This window comes from Pseudomonas xanthosomatis, from assembly GCF_019139835.1.
Taxonomy (GTDB): Bacteria; Pseudomonadota; Gammaproteobacteria; order Pseudomonadales; family Pseudomonadaceae; genus Aquipseudomonas; species Aquipseudomonas fakonensis.
This window is the reverse complement of the sequence record NZ_CP077075.1, coordinates 4,085,984-4,108,847: the sequence shown is the minus strand read 5'-3', so window position 1 is coordinate 4,108,847 and position 22,864 is coordinate 4,085,984. Positions and strand designations below refer to the sequence as shown.

The 22,864-nt window shown below is 64.5% G+C and carries 17 protein-coding genes, 1 pseudogene and 1 riboswitch; of the genes and pseudogenes, 6 read left to right on the top strand and 12 right to left on the bottom strand.

The genetic code is table 11. The features are described from left to right. Window positions 1-13 precede the first annotated feature (13 nt). Both KSS93_RS18160 and KSS93_RS18155 read right to left on the bottom strand, forming a co-directional pair. Window positions 14-295 (bottom strand): peptidylprolyl isomerase, encoded by a 282-nt coding sequence (locus KSS93_RS18160; protein WP_217885349.1) that lies wholly within the window; start codon window positions 293-295, stop codon window positions 14-16. A gap of 81 nt (window positions 296-376) precedes the next feature. Continuing rightward, the gene (locus KSS93_RS18155) at window positions 377-1,432 is read right to left on the bottom strand and encodes a 3-deoxy-7-phosphoheptulonate synthase (RefSeq protein ID WP_217885348.1); all 1,056 of its coding nucleotides are present in this window, start codon (window positions 1,430-1,432) and stop codon (window positions 377-379) included. A gap of 626 nt (window positions 1,433-2,058) precedes the next feature. Then, window positions 2,059-2,231: riboswitch (yybP-ykoY riboswitch) on the top strand. Window positions 2,232-2,239: 8 nt separating this feature from the next. Here KSS93_RS18155 and mntP point away from each other — a divergent pair. Next, window positions 2,240-2,806, top strand: coding sequence for a manganese efflux pump MntP (gene mntP / locus KSS93_RS18150; RefSeq protein ID WP_217885347.1), 567 nt, complete (start codon window positions 2,240-2,242; stop codon window positions 2,804-2,806). Window positions 2,807-2,948: 142 nt separating this feature from the next. On the opposite strand, the gene KSS93_RS18145 is transcribed toward mntP, so the two are convergent. From KSS93_RS18145 to KSS93_RS18130, 4 genes are all read right to left on the bottom strand, one after another. Beyond that, on the bottom strand, window positions 2,949-3,560 hold the full coding sequence (locus KSS93_RS18145) for a cell wall hydrolase (protein WP_217885346.1): 612 nt from the start codon (window positions 3,558-3,560) through the stop codon (window positions 2,949-2,951). Between the two features lie 48 nt (window positions 3,561-3,608). Further along, on the bottom strand, window positions 3,609-4,526 hold the full coding sequence (locus KSS93_RS18140) for an AEC family transporter (RefSeq protein WP_217885345.1): 918 nt from the start codon (window positions 4,524-4,526) through the stop codon (window positions 3,609-3,611). A 269-nt stretch (window positions 4,527-4,795) separates the two neighbouring features. Then, window positions 4,796-5,659, bottom strand: a complete 864-nt coding sequence (locus tag KSS93_RS18135; protein ID WP_217885344.1) for a LysR family transcriptional regulator — start codon at window positions 5,657-5,659, stop codon at window positions 4,796-4,798. A 61-nt stretch (window positions 5,660-5,720) separates the two neighbouring features. Continuing rightward, the gene (locus tag KSS93_RS18130; RefSeq protein ID WP_217885343.1) at window positions 5,721-6,737 is read right to left on the bottom strand and encodes an ABC transporter substrate-binding protein; all 1,017 of its coding nucleotides are present in this window, start codon (window positions 6,735-6,737) and stop codon (window positions 5,721-5,723) included. 130 nt (window positions 6,738-6,867) lie between these two features. On the opposite strand from KSS93_RS18130, the gene KSS93_RS18125 reads away from it, so the two are divergent. Then, complete coding sequence (locus tag KSS93_RS18125; protein WP_217885342.1) at window positions 6,868-8,787, top strand: S8 family serine peptidase; 1,920 nt, start codon at window positions 6,868-6,870, stop codon at window positions 8,785-8,787. Window positions 8,788-8,895: 108 nt separating this feature from the next. On the opposite strand, the gene KSS93_RS26990 is transcribed toward KSS93_RS18125, so the two are convergent. Beyond that, window positions 8,896-9,651: a methyl-accepting chemotaxis protein gene (locus KSS93_RS26990; RefSeq protein ID WP_404671487.1), complete on the bottom strand. Its 756-nt coding sequence runs from the start codon at window positions 9,649-9,651 to the stop codon at window positions 8,896-8,898. A gap of 102 nt (window positions 9,652-9,753) precedes the next feature. Further along, a pseudogene (locus tag KSS93_RS26985) lies at window positions 9,754-10,719 on the bottom strand (methyl-accepting chemotaxis protein); the annotation flags it as partial. 596 nt (window positions 10,720-11,315) lie between these two features. Between KSS93_RS26985 and KSS93_RS18115 the strand changes: the two are divergent. After that, complete coding sequence (locus tag KSS93_RS18115) at window positions 11,316-12,635, top strand: Na+/H+ antiporter family protein (protein ID WP_217885340.1); 1,320 nt, start codon at window positions 11,316-11,318, stop codon at window positions 12,633-12,635. A 61-nt stretch (window positions 12,636-12,696) separates the two neighbouring features. On the opposite strand, the gene KSS93_RS18110 is transcribed toward KSS93_RS18115, so the two are convergent. Continuing rightward, a complete protein-coding gene (locus KSS93_RS18110; protein ID WP_217885339.1) occupies window positions 12,697-13,695 on the bottom strand; it encodes a FecR family protein in 999 nt (332 codons plus the stop codon). A 398-nt stretch (window positions 13,696-14,093) separates the two neighbouring features. Continuing rightward, the gene (gene ggt, locus KSS93_RS18105; protein ID WP_217885338.1) at window positions 14,094-15,884 is read right to left on the bottom strand and encodes a gamma-glutamyltransferase; all 1,791 of its coding nucleotides are present in this window, start codon (window positions 15,882-15,884) and stop codon (window positions 14,094-14,096) included. Between the two features lie 167 nt (window positions 15,885-16,051). Between ggt and KSS93_RS18100 the strand changes: the two genes are divergently transcribed. From KSS93_RS18100 to KSS93_RS18090, 3 genes are read left to right on the top strand one after another with little or no spacing between them, the layout of a single operon-like run. Continuing rightward, a complete protein-coding gene (locus KSS93_RS18100; RefSeq protein WP_217838886.1) occupies window positions 16,052-16,525 on the top strand; it encodes a MarR family winged helix-turn-helix transcriptional regulator in 474 nt (157 codons plus the stop codon). 30 nt (window positions 16,526-16,555) lie between these two features. Beyond that, window positions 16,556-17,746 carry an HlyD family secretion protein gene (locus KSS93_RS18095; protein ID WP_217885337.1) on the top strand — a complete coding sequence of 397 codons (1,191 nt, stop codon included), beginning with the start codon at window positions 16,556-16,558 and terminating at the stop codon, window positions 17,744-17,746. Continuing rightward, on the top strand, window positions 17,743-19,278 hold the full coding sequence (locus tag KSS93_RS18090; RefSeq protein ID WP_217885336.1) for a DHA2 family efflux MFS transporter permease subunit: 1,536 nt from the start codon (window positions 17,743-17,745) through the stop codon (window positions 19,276-19,278). Before KSS93_RS18095 ends, KSS93_RS18090 begins: the two co-directional genes overlap by 4 nt. A gap of 385 nt (window positions 19,279-19,663) precedes the next feature. Here the strand turns inward: KSS93_RS18090 and KSS93_RS18085 are convergent, their stop codons facing one another. Both KSS93_RS18085 and KSS93_RS18080 read right to left on the bottom strand, forming a co-directional pair. Further along, window positions 19,664-20,761 carry an IS630 family transposase gene (locus KSS93_RS18085; RefSeq protein WP_217885335.1) on the bottom strand — a complete coding sequence of 366 codons (1,098 nt, stop codon included), beginning with the start codon at window positions 20,759-20,761 and terminating at the stop codon, window positions 19,664-19,666. A gap of 633 nt (window positions 20,762-21,394) precedes the next feature. After that, complete coding sequence (locus tag KSS93_RS18080; RefSeq protein WP_217885334.1) at window positions 21,395-22,792, bottom strand: purine-cytosine permease family protein; 1,398 nt, start codon at window positions 22,790-22,792, stop codon at window positions 21,395-21,397. Between the last annotated feature and the right edge of the window lie 72 nt (window positions 22,793-22,864).

Below are 22,864 nucleotides of genomic sequence, written 5' to 3'. Positions count from 1 at the left end.
CGGCTGCGATGACTTAGTCCTGACGGCTGGTCACTTCCAGCAGGTGGTAGCCGAACTGGGTTTTCACCGGGCCTTGCACGGTGTTGACCGGGGCGCTGAACACCACGGTGTCGAACTCTTTGACCATCTGACCCGGGCCGAACGAGCCCAGGTCACCGCCCTGGCGGCTGGACGGGCAGGTGGAGTTGGCCTTGGCCACTTCGGCGAAGTCGGCACCGGCTTCAATCTGGGCTTTGAGTTCGTTGCACTTCTCTTCGCTGCTGACGAGGATGTGGCGGGCGGTGGCTCGGGCCATGGGGACTACTCCTTGGGGGTAAAAAAACGCAAGCCTAGCGCACTTATCCGGGGCATGTCTCGCAAGGCTTGCGCATTGTTCCTACAAGCGAGCGGCGGCCTCGCGCAGCATGGCCTCGGTCGACTCCCAGCCCAGGCAGCCATCGGTGATCGACACGCCGTACTTCAGCGCGCCCTTGCCCAGTGCCTGGCAGCCTTCGAACAAGTGCCCCTCGATCATCACCCCCACCAGCGAGCGGTCACCGGCCAGGCGCTGCTGCAGCACATCCTCGAACACCGCAGGCTGGCGCGCCGGGTCCTTGCCGCTGTTGGCGTGGCTGCAGTCGACCATGATCCGCGCCGCCAACCCCGCCTTGGCCAGCCCCAGGCGCGCCTGGGCCACGCTGTGGGCGTCGTAGTTGGGGCCCTTGTGGCCACCGCGCAGTACCAGGTGGGTGTCCGGGTTACCCAGGCTTTCGATGATCGCCGGGTAGCCCTGGGCGTCCATGCCGAAGTGGCGGTGCGGGTGGGCGGCGCTGCGCATGGCATCGCAGGCGATGCCGATGCCGCCGTCGGTGCCGTTCTTGAAGCCCACCGGCAGCTCCAGGCCGCTGACCATTTCGCGGTGGATCTGCGACTCGGTGGTGCGTGCGCCGATGGCGGCCCAGCCCAGCAGGTCGTCGAAGTAGCCGGCAGCCACGGGCTGCAGCAGTTCGGTGGCAACCGGCAGGCCGCGCTCGATCATGCTCAGCATCAGCCCGCGGGACAGGGCGATGCCCGAATGCATGTCGTCGCTGCCATCCAGGTGCGGGTCGTAGGCCAGGCCTTTCCAGCCGACCGTGGTGCGGGGTTTTTCCACGTAGGCGCGCATCACCAGCAGCAGCTTGTCGCTGACATCACGGCTGAGGGCGGCCAGGCGGTCGGCGTATTCCAGGGCCGAGCGTGGGTCATGGATCGAGCATGGGCCGACCACCACCAGCAGGCGTTCGTCGCGGCCTTCGAGGATGGCGCGGATGGCCTGGCGCTGGGCGTGGACTTGCTGGGCGAGTTCGGTGGGCAGCGGCATCTGCTGCTTGAGCAGGTGCGGGCTGGGCAGGCGCTTGCTGACGGTGGTGTTGGCAGCTTGCGGTTGGGTCAGGGCGAGGTTCGAGGCTTGCATGGCGTGTTTTCCCTGGGCGGACGGCGGGTTGTGGCCCGCGTGGTCGGCCCTATCGAGGTGTTCGACAGGTCGTCAAATTAAGTTGTTGTGCGGCATTGCCACCGAAAATCGACCGAACGGAGGCGGCAGGCTGGCCCGAACGGGATTGGCTAAATCGCCAGGCATAGGTGCTTGGGTAGGCGTAAGTGGCGTAGTTCATGAATCTGTCCTCAAGATGAAGCGTTGAAATTGATGGGCCGGAAAAACAAAACCCCCGGTCGGGGAGCCGACCGGGGGTTTGAGTATTCTCGTGTTCGGCGGCCCCTCGAAAGTGGGCGCCGGGTGGGTTATCGGCGCCTGTCAGCTAAACCAATAACCAAAATAAAAGGGTGCAACGACGTTACGACCGGCAACGGCCAGCACGCGGTGCGCAGGGCGACCGGTGTTGATGGCGGGGTTGCGGGTGTGTTTCGGCATGTTGCTCTCCAGTGAATGAGCCCGAGCTTACTGCACCTGGGCGAGAGCATTCAATGGGTTTTCGCTATCGGAGCGATTTGTGATACCCCCATCGCGGGGCAAGCTCCGCTTCCACGGCAGGCGGCCAAGCTTTGAAACTCACACTTTTTTCACAGGGCACTGGTATCATCGCGCCACTCTTTGGGGAGTAGCCTGCCTTCACACCCTGTGAAGGTGCCCTGGTCAACACATTTGGCAACCTGCCATGGCCAGCGCGTCCACCCGGATTGGCGAGACCAACGACCTTCCTGTACCCGTGCCGGGCGTGCAGGTGGCTGTCGTTGACTCGTTGCCCGGCTGGAGTCCGAACCGTTGAATCCCATCTCTCTTGTCTTCCTCGCTTTCGCCATGTCCACCGATGCCTTCGCGGCCGCCATCGGCAAAGGCTCGAGCCTGCACAAGCCACGCCTGCTCGAAGCCCTGCGCACCGGCCTGATCTTCGGCGTTATCGAAGCCATCACCCCAGTGGTCGGCTGGTTGCTGGGCCAGGCGGCCAGCCAGTATGTCGAACAGTGGGACCACTGGATTGCCTTCACCTTGCTGGTGGCGTTGGGCGCGCACATGGTCCATGCCGGCCTCAAGGCCGATGACGAGGAAGAAGAAAAACAAAGCCAGCATTCGTTCTGGATCCTCGCCGTGACGGCCTTTGCCACCAGTATCGACGCCCTTGCCGTGGGGGTTGGCCTGGCCTTTGTCGATGTGAACATCTGGGTGGCGGCTGCCGCCATCGGGTTGGCCACCATGACCATGGTCACCATCGGCACCATGCTCGGCCGCGCGCTGGGCTCGGTTGTCGGCAAGCGTGCCGAGATCGTGGGTGGTGTGGTGCTGATGCTGGTGGGTGCGACCATTTTGTATGAGCACCTGAGCGCCGTTTGAGCCTGAGGCCCTATCGCGGGCAAGCCCGCTCCCACAGGGCCCTGCTAAATCAATGAGTTATGTGCAGTTCTATGAGAGCCGGCTTGCGGGCCATGAGGCCGGCGCAGGCATTAAAAGACATGACTCTCAACCCCAAGCCCAATCAGCGCGCCAATGCCTGATTGGGCTTGTAGAACAGAAAGTGCCGGGTCTGCGCCGTTCTGCGGTAAGCCTTGGCCCAATCCGGCTTCACATTGCGATCATGAAAGTACAAGGCTCCTCCGGTAGGGTCCTTGAGCTGCTGGTTGAGTGCCTTGCGCGCGATTTCCTTGGCCACCCCGTAACGTTCCGGCTCCTCGACCTGGTCAGGGCGCCCGTCACACCACCAGGAGAACTGGCAGCTCTTGCTTTCCACTCCCTGCTTGACCACTGCGCAGATGCTGTCGGGAAAACCGTCATGGCCCAGGCGGTTGAGTACCACGCTGGCCACGGCACTCATGTCCTTTTCATCGGCACCTTTGGCCTCCCAGTAAATGGTGCGTGCCAGGCACGTGATGCTGTCGTCCATCGGCGCCTGGCCGGCCGGGTCCACGGCCTGTACCTCGGTGGGGGTGATGGTTTCGGCTTTTTTGGGCGGCGGGGCATCTTGCAAGACCTTTTCCTCCAGCACCTGCGCCTTGTCTTCGGCGACTGCGGCCTTTGGACTATCGGCCGCGAAGAGGGGGGCTGCGAGCAGGCTCAGGGCAAGGACGGACAGCATCATCGAAAGGCGCATGGTCAGTTATCCGCAAGGTGGGCTGCCTGTGAGTCTAGTCGTACCGCTTCAACCCAGGGTCAGGCTCAGCACCAGCGGTAGCGTCACGGCGGCGGCCACGGTTTGCAGGGCGATGATGGTGGCCATCAAGGGTGCGTTGCCGCCCATCTGCCGAGCCATTACATAGGACGACGACGCAGTCGGCAGGGCCTGGAACAGTACCGCCACCACCGCAGCCTGGCCCCCCAGCCCCAGCAACCGGCACAGCCCCCAGGTGGTCAGCGGCATGACCAGAAACTTGAACAGCGAGGCGGCCACCAGTGGCTTTACCTGCTGCCCCAGGCGTGCGCTACCCAATGCCGCACCCACGCACAGCAGCCCCAGGGGCAATGCCGCCTGGCCGAGGGCCTTGACCGTCGGCTCCAGCCCGGCCGGCAGGCCCAGGCCAGTGGCCCGCAACAGCAGGCCACCGGCACAACCGACGATCAGCGGGTTGGCGAAGATCGCCCGCAGTACCGTGGCCGGTGAGCTGTGGCGGGCGCTGAAACGGGCGAATACCAGCACGCACAGCAAGTTCACCAAAGGCACGATGGAGGCATTGGCCACCGCGGCCAGGGCAATACCGGCGCTGCCATAAATGCCCGAGGCGAGGGTGGCACCGATGTAGTTGTTGAAGCGCACCCCGCCCTGGAACACCGAGGTGAAGTCGGCGCCGTCAAAGCTGGCCGCCCCCTGGTAAAGCACCAGCAGCAGGGCGCCCAGCAGGGTCGAGAGCATCAGCACGCCGACCATGCCCAGCACCGGCACGCCGTCCAGGTTGGCGGTGGCCAGGCCGTGCAGGAACAACGAGGGCAGCAGCACGTAGTAGCTCAGGCGCTCGGCGCCGGCCCAGAAGCTTTCGGCAAGAAACCCGCGTACCCGCAGCCAGGTGCCCAGGGCGATGAGCAAGATGATCGGGACAAGGGTGGTGAGCAGCAGGTGGAGCATGGTTGGCGGTCCGTGGTCGGGTACCGGCACAGGGTAGCGAAGGGCGGCCTACAGAAAAAACGGTGTTTTCTGCAGTGAATATTGAGGAAAACTGCATGGTCCCGCTGCCATGCTCAACCTTCAAATTTGACGCGATGCCTGCAGGAGCGGCCTTGTGCCGCGAAAGCGCCGCATAGCGGCCCCGGCGATCTTGCATGAATCCGAGATCCTGGGGCCGCTGCGCAACCCTTTCGCGACACAAGGCCGCTCCTACAGAGATTGCCCAACCATCAGGCCTCCAGCGCCGTCCCCAGCACTGCGCTCAGGTGCCGGCGCTGGCTCTTTTCATGCTCCAGCAACACCATGCGCCGGGTCAGTTGCGGTTCGCCAAAGGGCAGCACGGTAGCCGCCGGCAGGCGCTCAAGGTCCTCGTCGCTCATGGGGATGACTGCCACGCCCAGGCCCATGGCCGCCATGCGCGCCAGCGCTTCCTGGCTGTCCAGCTCCATCTGCTCGCTGACCTGCAGGCGCTGGCGGCGCAGTTCCTGTTCGATCTGCCGCCCGGCCCAGGCACGCTTGTCAAAACGCAAGAAGGGCTGGCTGGTCAGTAGCTCCGGCACGCTCAAGCCTGCCAGTTCCGGGCTGGCGATGGCCCAGAAGCGGTCCTCGAACAACGGCGTGTACTGCAGGCTCTGCGGGTAGGGGCTGACCGGCTCGGTGGTGATGGCCGCGTCCAGTTCGCCATCCTCGACACGCCGGGCAAGCTCGGCCGACATGCCCGACACCACGCTCACATGCAACTGCGGGTGGTGCGCCTTGATCCATACCAGCGCTCGCGGCAGGCGCCGGGCCAGCACGGTATGGATCGCGCCGATGCGCAGCCGACCGCGCAGGGCCGGGCCGCTGGTCAGGGTATCGGCCAGTTCGTCATAGGCGGCCAGGATGCTTTCGGCACGGGCCACCGCCAGCTGGCCGGCTTCGGTCAGCACCACTTGCCGGCGGCTGCGGTCGAACAGGTTGACCTGCAGTTCTTCTTCCAGCGTCTTGATGTGCAGGCTCACCGCAGAAGGGGTGAGGCTGAGCAGGTCGGCGGCGCGGGCGAAGGTGCCGTGGCGGGCGATGGTCACCAGGGTACGCAGGGCTTTGAGGGACACGGGGGCTCCGAAGGCAGGGGCGGCACAGGCCGACACGATACGCCAATAGTGCCGGCGTTGCTCACAGGCCGGCCTTGACCTTGGCGGCACGCTCGGCCGGTAGCCAGGCCTGCCACACCTCGGGGTGCTCGCGCAGGAAGGCTTGCGCCGCCTGCCGGGGTGCCTGACGGGTTTCGGCCATGTGGGCCAAGGTCTTGTTCAACAGGCCGATGGGCAGGTCGACCTGCTCGAATACTGCCACCAGCTCAGGGTTGGCATCGCGAAACGCCTTCGACACGCCGATCGACAGCTTGGCCGGCAGCGAGCGGCTGCCTTTGGGGTTGGGGTTGGCAGGGTCAGTCAGGGTCGCCCAGGCCGCGTTGTCGAACGCAGGTTCCTCAAGCCGCACCAGGTCGTAGCGGCCCATCAGCGGGGTAGGGCTCCAGTAGTAGAACAGCACCGGCTTGCCGCGTTTGATCTGCGCAGCGATCTCGGCGTCCAGGGCTGCGCCGGAGCCGGTACGGAAGTTGTTGTACAGCGCGTCCAGGCCATAGGCCTTGAGTTTTTGCGTGTTGACGATTTCCGAGGTCCAGCCGCTGGGGCTGTTGAGAAAGCGCCCCTTGCCAGGCGCTTCGGGGTCATCGAACAGCTTGGCATGGCGCTTGAGGTCGTCGACGCTGCGCAGGTCCGGGGCCAATGGCGCCAGCTTGCGCGCAGGGTCGCCCTTGATCACGTAGGCCGGCACCCACCAGCCTTCTTCGGCATTTTTCACCGTATCGCCCAAGGCGAACACTGCACCGGCCTGCTCGGCCTTGACCCAGGCGGGGCTGCGCCCGGCCCATTCTTCGGCGATCACCTGCAGGTCGTTGCGCGCCAGCGCCACCTCCATGCTCACGGTGCTGCCGGGCAGGGTGTCGGTGGGCAGGTCATAGCCATGTTCGACGATCAGCCGCAGGATTTCGGTAGTCAGCGCGCCGCTCTCCCAGGTGATGGCGCCGAAATGGATGGGAGCCGGTTGTTCGGCCGCAGCGGCGGAGTCGGCGCTGGCCAGGCCCAGGGCCAGCAGCAGCCCGGCCAGAAGGGTAGGGGTTTTCTTCATCGATGCCTCGCGGGTTGCGGTCGGGGCAAGTGTAGACGACGCAGTTTGGGCGACCGTGGGAAGGGCTTCTGGCTGCCGGGTGGCGTGGGCTGCGCGAACAATCTGCTCTTTTCACTGACTGGTGTTTGCCATGACCCCCTCCTTGAGTTTCATCTATTACCGCAATTTCCGTTTCGACGGGAAATTCCACGTGCGTTGTACCGGGCCCGACCTGCACAAGGTGGCACGTATCCGTTACCAGCTCGAACGCCTGGGGCCGGGTGACCCGGTACTGCTGCAAGGGCTCTCGGCGCTTGGGCATGCCAGCAGTGGCAGGCTCGCCGACCATGGCTGCCCGGTCAGTTTCGTCACCCGGGAAGTCGCCGGGCACTATGCTATCCGGCCCAAGGTGGTGTTACTCGATGAATACGCCATTGCCTTGGGCCGAGAGACCGGGGCGGCCGGGCTCTTCGACTTCGAGCCCCTGGTGCTGCAGGTAGAGGAATCTGAGCTGGACAGGAGTGTGCTGGACAAGGTGCCGCTGTCTTCGAACCCGCGAAATCGCCGCGCGGTGCCTGATGCCGGGCAAGGGCCGGACGACCCCTATGGCCGGCTGTTGGCGCCGTTCCCGGCCTTGCCTGACGGCGAGCGTTACCCGCTGTTGCAAATAGGTTTCAGCGAGGGCGGGTACCAAAGCTTGCTCGATGATCTTGAGCCCGGCTCCGACTCGGTGCTGCTGCGCCTCTGGCCTTTGCTGGGCCAGGTGCTCGAACTGCGACCCTTGCTCGCTGCAAATGAGCGCGAGGATTCGGCGTTGGCGGTGCTTGGCCGGTATTGCACGCTCGAACAACCAGCAAGCATGAGCAACGACACCTTCGTCGCGCTGATCAAGACCCTCGCCGCGCTGGAGTATGTACGGTCGCTGCAGTTCATCGGCCCAAGCGATGGGCCCAACCTGCTGTTGCTGGGCGTCGCCGGGGTGCTGGCAACGCTGCTGACCGGCGCTGCCGTGCGCGCGGGTAACAGCGCGGAAGAAAACGCCAGGCCCACGCCTGATTTCGAGGCGCTGCAAACCTATCTGGACCCGCCCGGCATCCGCTCGCAGGGTTTGAACGTAAGAGCCGCCTGGCAACAGCAAGTGACTGGAAAGGGGGGGCGCATGCACTTCACCGACGGTGGCTTGTTCCCTGGCCACGAGGACTTGCGCGGCAACCCCAACCTGATTCTGGTCCACGACAAACCCAATGACGACCCCAGCCATGCCACCAAGTCGGCCGGCGTTCTGCTGGCCGTGAAGAACGACATTGGCATGACCGGAATCAGCCATGACAGCGAACTGTTTCTCTACGACAACCGGGCCAAGGCCGGCACCGGCGAGTCCCAGGTACTCAAGGACCTCTTGCGCCAGGTACTGCCGGGCGACATCGTTGGCATCAACCGGCAGACCGCCAACCCGCAGGTACTGGGCACCTTCCTGCCGGCCGTGCACGACTGGGCCTGGTGGGATGTTATCAGCGAGCTCGGCAAGCGCGGTGCAGTGGTGGTGGTGGCAGCTGCCAACGGCACGGCCCAGGCTGACAGCTCCAAGGGCACGGTGCAGAACCACGGGGTCGACCTCGCGCGGTGGCGGTACTTCAGCGACCATGGCGATGCCGATGCCATTTTGGTCGGTGCCTGTCACTCTTGGGATGGCAAGCCCCACCAGTATTCCAACTACTCCTACCGTTACCGCATGCTCAATGCCTGGGGCGACAGCGTGGCAACGTTATCGGGTGGAGACTTGCAGGACAAAACTGGGGATGATCGCGACTACACCGCCAACTACGGCGGCACTTCAGCGGCCACGCCACTGGTGACCGGTGCGTTGAGCCTTGTCCAGTCCTATGCCATGACCGAACACCATGTGTACCTGGATGCCGGGCAGATGCACCTGTTGATCATGGCGTCGGGGTATGAGGATGCCACCCTGCCGTTGACCGACGTGTTGCCCATGGGGGCCAGGCCCAATGTGCAGGGGGCGCTGGCGTTGCTCGACAGGTTGTTGGGTGGGGGGCGGTTCTGGCAGGGGTGAGGGGCAGGCGGATTGTTGGATGGCGCCTGTCCGGGCCCCATCGCAGGCTTGCCGGCTCCTACAGGTACAGCGCAAGCCTTGTAGGAGCCGGCAAGCCTGCGATGGCGGTCAGACGCGGAACTGGTCCATCAGCCCCTGCTGCTGGTTGGCCAGGCTGTTCAGCGACTGGCTGACCCGCGCCGATTCGTTGGCCTGGCCGCTCAGCGACTCGGTGACGTCACGAATGGTGGCGACGTTGTGGTTGATCTCCTCGGCCACCGCGCTTTGCTCTTCGGCGGCGCTGGCGATCTGCAGGTTCATGTCGGTGATCACCGTGACCGCCTCGCCAATGCGTTGCAGCGCGCTGACCGCCTGGCCAACCTGCTCGACGCCGCCCTGGGCCTGGCGGTGGCTGCCGTCCATGGCGCCGACCACTTCTTGCGTACCGGCCTGCAGGGCTTCGATGACCTGGCGGGTTTCTTCCACCGATTCCTGGGTGCGACGGGCCAAGTTGCGCACCTCGTCGGCGACCACGGCAAAGCCACGGCCGGCTTCACCGGCACGGGCGGCCTCGATGGCGGCGTTGAGCGCCAGCAGGTTGGTTTGTTCGGCGATCGAGCGGATCACCTCCAGCACCGAACCGATCTTCTCGCTGTTGCGCGCCAGGCCTTCGACCTGGCCCATGGCGCTGCTCATGTCGGCGGCCAGGGTGCCAATGCTTGTGGTGGTGCGGTCGATCACCGCCAGGCCTTCACGGGTGGCCTGGTCGGCATCGCGGGCCGCCTGGGCCGCCTGGGCGGCGCTGCGGGCCACGTCTTGGGCGGTGGCGCTCATTTCGTGGGAGGCGGTGGCCACCTGGTCGACCTGGCGGTATTGCTGCTCCATGCCGGCGCTGGTCTCGGCGGCGATGGCCGCAGACTGGTCGGCGGTGCCGCGGGCGGCCTGCACCGAGCGTTTCACCTCGGCGATGGTGGGTTGCAGCTTGTCGAGGAAGCGGTTGAACCAGCCGGCCAACTCGCCCAGCTCGTCGCGCTTGTCGTACTGCAGGCGGCGGGTCAGGTCGCCTTCGCCGCTGGCGATATCCTTGAGCATGGCGGCCACGCCGAGGATCGGGCGGGTCACGGTGCGCGCCATCAGCCACACCAGCAGCAGGCCGGCGATGGCGGCAGCCAGGCCCAGGCCCAGCTCCAGCAGGGTGCCGCTGGTGTTGAGGGCGTCCAGCTCCTGCTTGAGGGTTTCGGCGGGGCCGGTCAGGGCGCTTTCCGGCACGTCCAGCAGCACGCCCCAGGGCTTGCCGCCGGGGATCGGCTCGAACGCAGCCAGCACCTTCAGGCGCTGCTGGCCGTGCAGAATCTGCAGCTTGCCTTCGGCCAGCCTGCGCACCAGCTCGGCGCCCTGGGCCGGGTCGACCTGGTCCATGCGCTGGGCCAGTTTGCCGGCGTCGGCGCTGTAGCCGGCCAGCAGGCCCACCGGGCTGAGGATACCGACCGTGGTACGGCCCTCGTACAGCCCTCGGCTGGCCGACTCGCTCAGGGCCTGCAGGCTGTTGAGGTTGATGTCGATGGACAGGGTGGCGATCACCTTGCCGTTGCTTTTGAGCGGGAACACGATGCTGGTCATCAGCACGCGCTGGCCGTCGATGTCATAGAAGTACGGCTCGACCACGCACACCTGGCCGCTCTGGCGCGGGCACACCCACCAGGTGTTGGCCGGCTGGCCACTGGGGCCGATGGCGGTGTTGGCCATGTCGTGCTCAGGCAAGGCCATCGAGGTCAGCTCGCCGGCCCGGGGTTGCGACCAGTACAGGGCGAAGCGCCCGGTCTCGTTGCTGCCCAGCGCGGCTTGGCCGGCGAACAGCTTGTCCTTGCCGTCCAGCGCGCCGGGCTCGAACACCAGCGACAGGCCAAGCAGGTCGGGGTTGGCCTGCAAGGCGGCGCGCACCTGGGCGGTCATGTCCTGGCGCAGGTCGTAGGCATCGAGGAAGCGCTTTTCGGCCTGCTCGCGCAGGAACAGTACCTGGCGGGCGAAGCCTGCGCCGTACTGGTAGGCGTCCATGAACTGGCGGCGAATGTTCAGGGCCTGAACCTCGCCCTGGGACTCGATGCGCGACTGCGCAGCTTCAGTCAGCATGTGCATGCTGCTGGCCTTGACCAGGTCGGAGCTGTGGTCCATTCGGTACAGCGAAAGGCCGACCAGCAGGGTGACGATACTGGCCAGGCACAGGCCGGCCAGCAGGGTGATCTTCCATTGAATCGAGAGTTGTCGCAGCACAGGCATGGGGGCAAATCCCTTGTAATAGGTTTGATGCTGCCGACTGTTTCGGCCAAGGTGGCGCTTTCTTGATTGAACGATCAATCAATTTCCTAGGACTTTGGTCTATTGCCGCAACAACCCGCATCCCACGCGGCTTTGACTTCTGCCGGCCGGTGCTTCAGAGTGTGCGCCCTTCATAACAACATCCTTTGGCCCGGCCACTGCCTGCGTGCAGCTGTCGCCGGAACACTCGCTTTTTGTCTTCTTTTTGCCTGTAGTAACGAGGTTTGCACATCATGAATGCAGTGATAGCCGCGGTCGGGATCATGCTGGTCCTGAGCCTGTCCCGCGTGCATGTGGTGATCGCCCTGATCATCGGCGCCCTGGCCGGAGGGCTGGTTGGCGGGCTGGGTATCGAGGGCACGCTCAAGGCCTTCAATGGCGGGCTGGGGGGCGGTGCCACGGTGGCGTTGTCCTACGCCTTGCTCGGTGCCTTCGCCGTGGCCATCGCCAAGTCCGGGTTGGCCCACGCGCTGGCTGATCGCGCCCTGGCGATGATCGACCGTCAGGGCCATGCCGAGGGCGGCAAGGTGAAATGGTTGCTGATCGGCCTGATGCTGGTGGTGGCGGTGTCGTCGCAGAACATCCTGCCCATCCACATTGCCTTCATTCCGCTGCTGGTGCCGCCGCTGCTGTACGTGCTCACGCGCCTGCGCATAGACCGGCGGCTGATCGCCTGCGTGATCACCTTCGGCCTGATCACCCCGTACATGTTCCTGCCGGTGGGCTTTGGCAACATTTTCCTCAACGAGATCCTGCTGGCCAACGTCAGCCGCGCCGGGGTGGACGTGAGCGGGGTCAATGTCACACACGCCATGGCCATCCCGGCCGCCGGCATGCTCGCCGGTTTATTGCTGGCAGTGTTCTTCAGCTACCGCAAAAAGCGTGACTACGACCTGGCGCGTATCGAGCAGGTGGAGCAGGTGAGCGTGCAGTACAACCCGCTGACCTTGCTGGTGGCGGGGGTGGCGATTGCCGCGGCGTTCATCATCCAGCTGTGGCTGGACTCGATGATCATCGGTGCCATGGTGGGCTTTTTGATCTTCTCGCTGTCGGGCATCGTGCGCTGGAAGGATACCGACGACCTGTTCACCGAAGGCATGAAGATGATGGCCATGATCGGCTTCATCATGATCGCCGCCTCAGGCTTTGCCGACGTGATGAAGGCCACCGGCGAGGTGAAGAGCCTGGTGGAGGCCTCGGCGCAGTGGATCGACCACAGCAAGGGCATCGGTGCGCTGCTGATGCTGCTGGTGGGCCTGCTGGTAACCATGGGTATCGGCTCGTCGTTTTCCACCGTGCCGATTCTGGCGGCGATCTTCGTACCCCTGTGCGTGCAACTGGGCTTCGACCCGATCGCCACGGTGTGCATCGTCGGTACGGCCGGCGCCCTGGGGGATGCCGGGTCGCCTGCGTCGGACTCCACCCTTGGGCCGACCTCGGGGCTGAACGTGGACGGGCAGCACCACCATATCTGGGACACGGTGGTGCCGACGTTCATCCACTACAACTTGCCGTTGCTGGGCTTTGGCTGGTTGGCGGCGATGGTGTTGTGAGGGGCCTTATCGCCGGCAATACGAGGCAGTTGCACGCACAAAGCCCCGGCAGGGCGCAGGCTCAGCCCCGGCTTGGCGCCGGGACGATGCGGTTGAGCACGGTGCTGCCGTCCTTGCTGCGAGTCAGGTAGACCGGCAGCACCTTGGGCAGGGTGTCGACCAGGCGGGCGACTTCGCGGGTGTTGTAGATGCCGCTGATGCGAATGCGTGCGGTGCTGTCGTCGGCCAGCAGCAGGGGTTTGTCCAGGTAGCGGTTGATCACCGGCAAGGCCTGGCGCAGGCTCAGGTTGTCCAGCACCAGCTTGCCGTTGCGCCAGGCCAGGGCATTGTCGAAGTCCTCGCTCTGGGCCAGGTGGGGGTCGAAATCACCCTGGTGGTAGCTGGCCTGCATGCCGGGGCCCAGGTGGTAACCGCCGTTGCCGTCGCTGCTGACCAGCACCGAGCCTTCCACCAGCGTCACCTTGACCTCGTCCTGATACTTCCACACGTTGAACTGGGTGCCGGTGACCCGGGTCTGGCCGTTGCCGGCATGTACGATGAACGGGTGGGTGCTGTCGTGGGTAACCTTGAAGAACGCCTCGCCCCTGACCAGCGTGACCCGGCGCTCATCCTTGTAGTTCAGGTAGCGCAGCTCGCTGTTGAGGTTCAGGTCGACGGTGCTGCCGTCGCTCAGTTGCACCTGCTGCAGTTGGTCGCCCGTCTTGAAGTGCTGATAGCTGCTGGGCAGCCAGCCTTGCTCCCAACCCACCCAGCCGGCCAGGGGCAGGGCCAGCAGGGCGATGGCCGCAGCCGAAGCAAAGGGCCGCCAGTTGCGCGACTGGGTGCGGCGTTGCGGCTTGAGCTCGACCACGTTGTGCGTGCGCGGCAGCAGGTCGGCGGTTTGCCAGATCTCCAGCATGGCCTGGTATTCCCCGGCGTGCCGCGGATCGGCCGCCAGCCACTGGCTGAACGCCGCCCGCTCTGCGGCCGTGCAATCTTCGGCGTGCAGGCGCATGCACCAATGCGCGGCGGCGTCGGTGATGGCATCGTCTTCGCTGGGGATGAGGCGGTCGTGATTCATTACGGCTCCCGGTTTTGCGGCATTCTACTCTTGGGCGCGGCTTCCGAGAACGGGTTAATGGCGAATGACTATCAATTGTATGGAAATTCGGCGTTGATGCGCATGGCTCTTATTGACGCGCCGTCTCTATAGCGGGTGATGAGTGCAACTGGCTCGTTCAGTTTGAAAAAGCTGACGCGCCTCTTGTGGGCGATTGTTGTGCTGGCTGTGCCGGCCTCATCGCCGGCAAGCCGGCTCCTGCAGGTACGCATTGCCCTGAAGCTTATGCAATCCTTGTGGGAAGCGGCCTTGTGTCGCGAAAGGGCTGCAGAGCAGCCCCAGGATCTCGAACTTATGCAAAATCGCGGGGGCTGCTACGCAGCCCTTTCGCGACACGAGGCCGCTCCTTCAGGGGGGCGTCAATCTCCGGCAGCGCTGCCTTCACGGCGCGGGTCGGCGCCCGCCGCCCAACCCTCGCCATCGCGCACGATCACCTGTGTGCCGCTGGTCATCTCCAGTTCCGCTACATCGTGCCCGCGCGCCCGCAACTGCCGAATGATCTGCGGCCCCACCAGCCCGGCCTCGACCTCGGTCTGCACATTGCGGCTGCCGAAGTTCGGCAGGCCAACGGCCGCCTGTGGGTCCAGCTTCCAGTCCAGCAGGCCGAGCAGCGCCTTGTTGACGTACTGAATGATCTGCGAGCCGCCCGGCGAGCCCAGCGTAGCCACCAGTTGCCCGCTGGAGCGCTCGAACACCAGCGTCGGGGCCATGGACGAGCGCGGCCGCTTGCCCGGCTCGATGCGGTTGGCCACCGGTAGCCCGTGCTCCTCTGGAATGAAGGAAAAGTCAGTGAGCTGGTTATTGAGCAAAAAGCCCTCCACCAGCAGGTGCGAGCCAAAGGCTGCCTCAACCGAGGTGGTCATCGACAGGGCGCCACCCAAGCTGTCCACTACCGAAACCTGCGAGGTGGAGATGCGCAGTGGCGAGCGGTCCGGCGCCAGTGCCAGGTTGGCACCCGGTGGCACGCCGGCTTCGGCATGCCCCATGCTGCGCTCGCCGATCAGCCGCGCACGCTCGTCCAGGTACGCGCTGCTGGTCAGGCCCTTGACGTTCACCGGCACAAAGCCCGGGTCGGCCAGGTACTGGGCGCGGTCGGCATAGGCCAGGCGCTCGGCCTCGGCCACCAGGTGCACGGCGTTGGCGTCGGGCGTCAGGCCTGCAGGTGTGGCGGCCGCCACTGGCGGCATGCGGGCAATGTCCTGGCGTGGGTCATGCCGGCCCAGTGCCTCCAGGATGCCGAGGGTCTGCAGCACTGCCACACCGCCGGAGGAGGGCGGCGGCATGCCGCAGATGCGCCATTGTTTGTAATCCGCGCACACCGGTTGGCGCTCCACGGCGCGGTAAGCCGCAAGGTCGGCCAGGGCCAGGCTGCCGGGGTTGGCGTGGCGGTTCACCTGCCGGGTAATGGCTTGGGCCAGCCTGCCTTGGTACAGCGCATCTGCGCCCTCGCTGGCAATGGCCTGCAAGGTGTCGGCCAGTGCCGGGTTCTTCAGTTGGCTGCCAACCGGCAACGGCTTGCCCTCGGGGGTGAGCAGGTAGCGTGCAAGCTCAGGCGAGCGGGCGATGAACCGGTCGGCCGCAATCAGCGCATGCAGCCGCGGGGACACCGCAAAGCCGTTGCGCGCAAGCTCGATGGCCGGGCCGAACAGCGTCTTCCACGGCAACTTGCCGTGCTGCCTGTGCGCCAGTTCCAGGGCCCTCAGCGCCCCTGGCACTCCCACCGACAGCCCGCCGATCTGCGCCTGGGCAAAGGCCATGGGCGTACCGTCGGGTTTGAGGAACTGCATGGCGCTGGCACCTTGCGGCGCGGTTTCGCGACCGTCGTAGGCCTGCACCTGCCGGCCGTCCCAGTACAGGATAAAGGCGCCGCCACCAATGCCGCTGGACTGTGGCTCCACCAGGGTCAGCACGGCCTGCATGGCGACTGCGGCATCGATGGCCGAGCCGCCCTTGCGCAGCATTTCAAGGCCGGCCGCGGTCGCCAGCGGGTTGGCGGCCGCGGCCATGTGGCGCTTGGCATGTACTGGTTGCAGGCCGCTGCGGTAGCCGGTGCCGATCTCTGGCGCGAGCGCAGCCGGGGGGTGAGAGGAGCCGCAGGCTGTGGTCAGCAGGGCCAGGGCACAAAGGGTGGCCAATGGGGCAAGTCGCATGCATTTCCTTGAACGGGTGACTCGGGGCAGGGGTCAGCATATCTGCCCGGGCGGCGCTTGGCGAAACCCGGCGGCTGCATGAAATTTTAGTTAGCACGCTAATCAAGGCTTTGACATTCACTGCCTAAGCAGTAATATTTCTACACACTTTCCCGAGCAGAGCGCCGATGGCCCATTTCACCCCGGAGAACTTCCAGACCTGCGCCATCGGCATGCTGCTTGGCCGCGCCGCCGTGCTGAAGGACCGCATCCTCGACTGGCACCTGGAAGCCGACGGCGTCACTGCCGCGCAGTTCAAGGTGCTGATCATCGTCACCCAGTACCAGGTCGACACCCCGGCCGAGCTGTGCCGCTACCTCGGCCTGGACAGCGGTTCGATGACCCGCATGCTCGACCGCCTCGAGCAAAAGGGCCTGATTTTGCGCAACCGCTGCCCCGACGACCGCCGCCAGGTGCGCCTGGCGCTTACCGCTGACGGCCAGCGCCTGGCCGACCGCCTGCCGCAGGTGGGCGCCGCGGCAATGAACGAGCTGGTCGGTGTGTTGCAGCCCGAGGAGCTGAAAACCCTCGAAGGCCTGCTGGCCAAGGTGCTGCTCAGCGCCGGCGACCCCCTGACGATCCGCCGTTTCGGCGACCGTTGATCCCTGTCACGCATTCTCCAAGGTACTGTCATGGCTACTTCCGCTGACACCTCCACCCAGCCAGCCCCGCAGGACACGCGCAAGCGCAAGGCCTGGCTGCTCGGCCTGCTGCTCATCCTGATGGTTGCCGGGGCCGGCGCCTGGGCCTGGTACAGCCTGGTCGGGCGCTGGCATGAAAGCACCGACGATGCCTACGTCAACGGCAACGTGGTAGAGATCACCCCGTTGATCACCGGCACCGTCACCAGCATTGGTGCCGACGACGGCGACCTGGTGCACGCCGGCCAAGTGCTGCTGCAGTTCGACCCGGCCGACAGCGAAGTGGCCCTGCAGGCCGCCGAAGCCAAGTTGGCGCGCACCGTGCGCCAGACCCGCGGCCTGTACAGCAATGTCGATTCGCTCAAGGCCCAGTTGCAAACCCGCCAGGCCGAGCTGCAAAAGGCCCAGCAAAACTACAACCGGCGCAAGGTACTGGCCGACAGCGGCGCCATCGCCCAGGAAGAAATCTCCCATTCGCGTGACGACCTGACCGTGGCCCAGGCCGCCGTCAACAGTGCCCGCCAGCAGCTCAACACCAGCAGCGCGCTGGTGGACGACACCGTGGTGTCCTCGCACCCCGAGGTGATGGCCGCCGCTGCCGAGCTGCGCCAGGCCTACCTGGACCACGCCCGCACCACCCTGGTGGCGCCGGTTACCGGTTACGTGGCCAAGCGCACCGTGCAGTTGGGCCAGCGCCTGCAACCGGGTACCGCGACCATGGCGGTGATCCCGCTGGACGAGGTATGGGTGGACGCCAACTTCAAGGAAACCCAGCTGCGCGACATGCGCATCGGCCAGCCGGTGGAGATCACCGCCGACCTGTACGGCAGCGAAGTCAAATACAGCGGCACCGTCGACAGCCTCGGCGCCGGCACCGGCAGTGCTTTCGCATTGCTGCCGGCGCAGAACGCCACCGGCAACTGGATCAAGATCGTCCAGCGGGTGCCGGTGCGCATTCACCTGAACTCCGAGCAGCTCAAGGACCACCCGCTGCGCATCGGCCTGTCCACCGTGGCCGAGGTCGACCTGCACGACCAGAGCGGCCCGACCCTGGCCCAGCAGCCGCCGCAGCAGGCCAGCTACACCACCCAGGTGTACGACCGCCAGTTGGGCGAGGCTGACCAGTTGATTGCCCGGCTGATTCACGAAAACAGCGCCACCGGCAAGACGGCCCAGCGATGAGCCAGGGCGGCGCTGCGCAGTTCACGCCCCCCAGCCTGCTGCTGACCACCATCGGCCTGTCGCTGGCCACCTTCATGCAGGTGCTGGATACCACTATCGCCAACGTGGCGCTGCCGACCATTTCCGGCAACCTGGGGGTGAGCTACGAGCAGGGCACCTGGGTGATTACCTCGTTCGCGGTGAGCAACGCCATTGCCTTGCCGCTGACCGGCTGGCTGAGCCGGCGCTTTGGCGAGGTGAAGCTGTTCATCTGGGCCACGCTGCTGTTCGTGCTGGCTTCGTTCCTGTGCGGCATCGCGCAGTCGATGCCTGAGCTGGTGGGCTTTCGCGTGCTCCAGGGCGTGGTCGCAGGGCCCCTGTACCCGATGACCCAGACCTTGCTGATTGCCGTGTACCCCCCGGCGAAACGGGGGATGGCGCTCGCATTGCTGGCCATGGTCACGGTGGTGGCGCCGATTGCCGGGCCGATTCTCGGCGGCTGGATCACCGACAGCTACAGCTGGCCGTGGATCTTCTTCATCAACGTGCCCATCGGCCTGTTCGCCGCCGCCGTGGTGCGCCAGCAAATGCGCGCGCGGCCGGTGGTCACCAGCCGCCAGCCGATGGACTACATCGGCCTGTTGACCCTGATCGTCGGGGTAGGGGCGTTGCAGGTGGTGCTGGACAAGGGCAACGACCTGGACTGGTTCGAGTCGTCGTTCATCATCATTGGCTCGATCATTTCGGTGGTGTTCCTGGCCATCTTCATCATCTGGGAGCTGACCGACCGCCACCCGGTGGTTAACCTGCGCTTGTTCGTACACCGCAACTTTCGCGTCGGCACCATCGTGCTGGTGGGCGGTTATGCCGGGTTCTTCGGCATCAACCTGATCCTGCCGCAATGGCTGCAGACGCAGATGGGCTACACCGCCACCTGGGCGGGCCTGGCCGTGGCGCCGATCGGTTTGCTGCCGGTGATCATGTCGCCGTTCGTGGGCAAGTACGCGCACCGTTTCGACCTGCGCCTGCTGGCCGGCATCGCGTTTTTGGCGATCGGCACCAGTTGCTACATGCGTGCGGGCTTCACCAGCGAGGTGGACTTTACCCACATTGCCCTGGTGCAGTTGTTCATGGGCATTGGTGTGGCGTTGTTCTTCATGCCGACCTTGAGCATTCTGCTGTCGGACCTGCCGCCGCAGCAGATCGCCGATGGCTCGGGGCTTGCGACCTTCCTGCGTACCTTGGGTGGCAGCTTTGCCGCGTCGCTGACGACCTGGATCTGGATTCGCCGGGCCGACCAGCACCATGCTTACCTGAGCGAGCACATCAGCGCGTTCGACCCGGCTACCCGGCATACGCTGGAGCAGTTGGGAGGGGCGGGGCCGCAGAGTTATGCGCAGCTTGAGCAGATTCTCAACGGGCAGGCTTACATGATGTCGACGGTGGACTATTTCACCTTGCTGACCTGGGTGTTTGCGGGGTTGATTTTGCTGGTGTGGTTTGCCAAGCCGCCGTTTACGGCCAAGGCGGGGCCGGCTTCGGCTGGGCATTGAGGTTTTGTGGGGGGATTGCGGTTTTTCCGAGGGGCTATTGTTTGTTGATCTGTTGATCTGTTGATTAGTTGGTTGGTTTTGAAAGTTGTATGCGCATTCATTATTTGTAGTGACGCTTATTCACCTTTCCGCCCTTACGGCGGGTAACTTTTTGAAGGATCAAAAAGTCACCAAAAAATCCTCGCTCCATTCATACGGCCCCTGCGCTGCGCTCCGGGGTTCCCTCACTCCGGGCTTGCTCCGGGGGTACGCGCCGACGGGCCGTCCCTGGCCCGATCGGCGCTCGACCGGCATCCATGCCGGTCGCCCCCCTCCGCAATCCCTGCGTTCGGCCTCCTGAAGTCGCGAAGTTAGGGGCGGCGCCTGTAAGTACGCAGCTCGGTCGCTAGTGTCCCGTCTCAGATAAAACGTTCTTTTTCATCGCGCCTGCCATCGCGTCTCGGGCACTCTGGATCTTGCGCAAGATGTCTTCACCTTTCGCGTTCCAGACGTACCGGCAGGGCTGAGCGTTGTGCAGCGCCAAGAACGCGGTGATGGAGCTAGCCAGTTCGCGTGTCGAACTAAAGCTGCCATCGCGCAGGTAGACGGTGATGTCCCGGAAAAAGCGTTCAACCATGTTCATCCAGGAGCTTGAGGTCGGGGTGAAGTGCAGATGAAATCGTGGATGGCGTTTGAGCCATTCCTTGACGACCGGATGCTTGTGCGTGGCGTAGTTATCCACGATCAAGTGCAATTGCAGGTTCTTGGGTGTTTCCCGGTTGATCTTTTTCAGGAAAGCCAGCCACTCCTGATGCCGGTGCTGTGTTTCGATGCTGCTGATCAGCCGACCCTGGAGGTAATCCATGGCCGCGAACAGCGTTAGCGTGCCGTGACGAACGTAGTCATGGGTCTGTGTGCGGATGTGGCCAATGCCCAATGGCAAGCCTGGTTGCGTGCGTTGCAAGGCTTGAACCTGGCTCTTTTCATCGCAGCAGAGCACCAGCGCTTTATCCGGTGGCGCCAGATACAGTCCAATGACGTCCCAGAATCTCTCTTCGAAATGCGGGTCATTGGACAGTTTGAAGGTGCGAGTCAGGTGCGGTTTGATGTCGTTCGCGGCCCAAATTCGTTGGACGCTGGCAGGCGAAATACCGGCGACTCGCGCCATGCTGCGGCAGCTCCAACGAGGTTGGCCAATGCGTGGTTGAGTGACCTGCTCAAGCGTTCGTTTCAAAGCTTCGGCAGGTAAGGAAGTTTTGCGTCCTCGCCCAGGCAAATCCACTAAGCCTTGTAGGCGCTGGGCTTGAAAACGCTTGCACCAGCGGGTGATCGAAACAACGGAGAGGCCGGTCAATTCAGCGATTTCGTTACGTGAATGACCTTGAGCAGCCAGCAAGATTACACGCGCTCGGCGACCGTCGCGCTGGCTGATGGTCGCCGAGCGAACCCGCCGGCTCAACTCAACCTGCTCATCGTCACTGAGCACAATGGCTTGAGAGTTCACGGCTCCACTCCTCTTTGTGGCTGACCAACGAAGCGTAGCTCAAGTGGGTTAAGTTATTTCCGAGACAGGACACTAGTTGCCACCGTGGGAACTCAGGATTGAATCGCGGGGCAAGTCGCAGCGGCGCACCGCCGCTCCCACGGCAGAACTTGGTGCGCACAACTAACGTGGGAGCGGGCTTGCCCCGCGATGGCGTCAGAACAAACAACACATCAATAACAATCAAACCAACACCCCAGCTCTTGATCTGGCTCTTGATCTGGCTCTTGATCTGGCTCTTGATCTGGCTGTTGATCTTGCTTCTAAGCGCGCGGTAGTTCAGACAACACAAATCGCGACTTCAGGAGGCCGAGCGTAGGGATTGCGTAGGAGGGCGACCGGCATGGATGCCGGTCGAGCGCCGATCGGGCCAGGGACGGCCCGTCGGCGCGTACCTCCGTAGCAAGCCCGGAGCGAGGGAACCCCCGAAGCGCAGCGTAGGGGGCCGGATGATGGGAGCAGGGCGGCTTTGGTTACTTTGGCCGCGACCAAAGTAACCCGCCGTAAGGGCGGAAAGGTGACGAAAAGCGCTCATCGTCAATGAATGCGCATACATCTCCCAAAGCAATCGCCATAAAGCCCCGAACCCGAACCTCACCGCCCCCCAGGCACAATAATCCCCGCCGGCACCTCACGCCCCCGCCGCCGCGCCACCCAGTAATACAACACGCTAGGCACCACCAACCCGATCAACCACGACACATCCACGCCCCCCAAATGCGCCACCATCGGCCCGGTATACAGCTTGGTGTCGATAAACGGCATCTGCACCATCACCCCAAAGGTGTAAACGCCAATGCCAGGCCAGTTCCAGCGCCCGTAGCGCCCGTCCGGGTCGGCCAGCGCCGGGATGTCGTAGCGCTCCTTGGTGATGAAGTAGTAGTCCACCAGGTTCACCGCGCTCCACGGCACGAAGAAGGTCAGCAGGAACAAAATGAACGACTTGAACGCGCTGAGGAACGAATGCTGCCCCAGCAACGCCACCAGGGTGGCCGCGCCAACGATGGCCAGCACGAACACCAGGCGTTGCAGGCGGCTGATCTGCAGGTGGCCACGGAACCCGCTGATGATGGTGGCGATGCACATGAAGCTGCCGTAGCTGTTGAGCGTCGAAATGGTCACCTTGCCGAAGGCGATGCAAAAGTACAAAAGCGCCGCCGTGGTACCAGCGCCACCCAAACCGACGATGTAGGCCACCTCGCGCCCCGAGAACTGCCCGCCGGCAATGGCTGCGGCAAATACCCCGAGGATCATCGACGCCTGGGCGCCGAGCACCGAGCCCAGGCCTGCGGCCAGGAAGGTCTTCAGCGGCGAGGTGTGGCTGGGCAGGTAGCGCGAGTAGTCGGCCACGTAAGGGCCGAAGGCGATCTGCCAGGACGCCGCCAGCGACACCGCCAGCAGGAAGCTGGCCCAGCTGAAGTGACGGTTGTCGAGCAACTGGCCGATGTCGGCCAACAGCAGGATGCGGCTGAACAGGTAGACGAAGGCGATGATGCCCAGCACGCTGGCCACCCGGCCGATCCAGTGAATCACCCGGTAGCCGGCCAACGTGGCCAGCACGATCACCCCGGCGAAAATCAGGATGCCGGTGCTGTCACTGACGCTGAGCAACTGGCCGATGGCCTGGCCCGACAGCACCGTGCCGGTGGCGGTGAAGCCCAGGTACATCAGGCACACCAGCACCATGGGGATGGCCGCGCCATACACACCGAACTGCACGCGGCTGGAGATCATCTGCGGCAGCCCCAGTCGCGGGCCCTGGGCTGCATGCAGGGCCATCACCGCGCCGCCGATCAACTGGCCGAGCAACAGCCCGATCAGCGACCAGAACACATCACCGCCCAGCACCACGGCCAGGGCCCCGGTGACGATGGCGGTGATCTGCAGGTTGGCACCCAACCACAGGGTGAACTGGCTGTACACGCGCCCATGGCGCTCGGATTCCGGGATGTAGTCGATCGAGCGCCGCTCGATCACAGGTTTGCTGGACATCAGGGAGGGCTCCGCTTCGTTGTTGTTTTAGGCGGTCATATCGGCGCGGCGCAGGGCCAGGGCCGAGCTTTC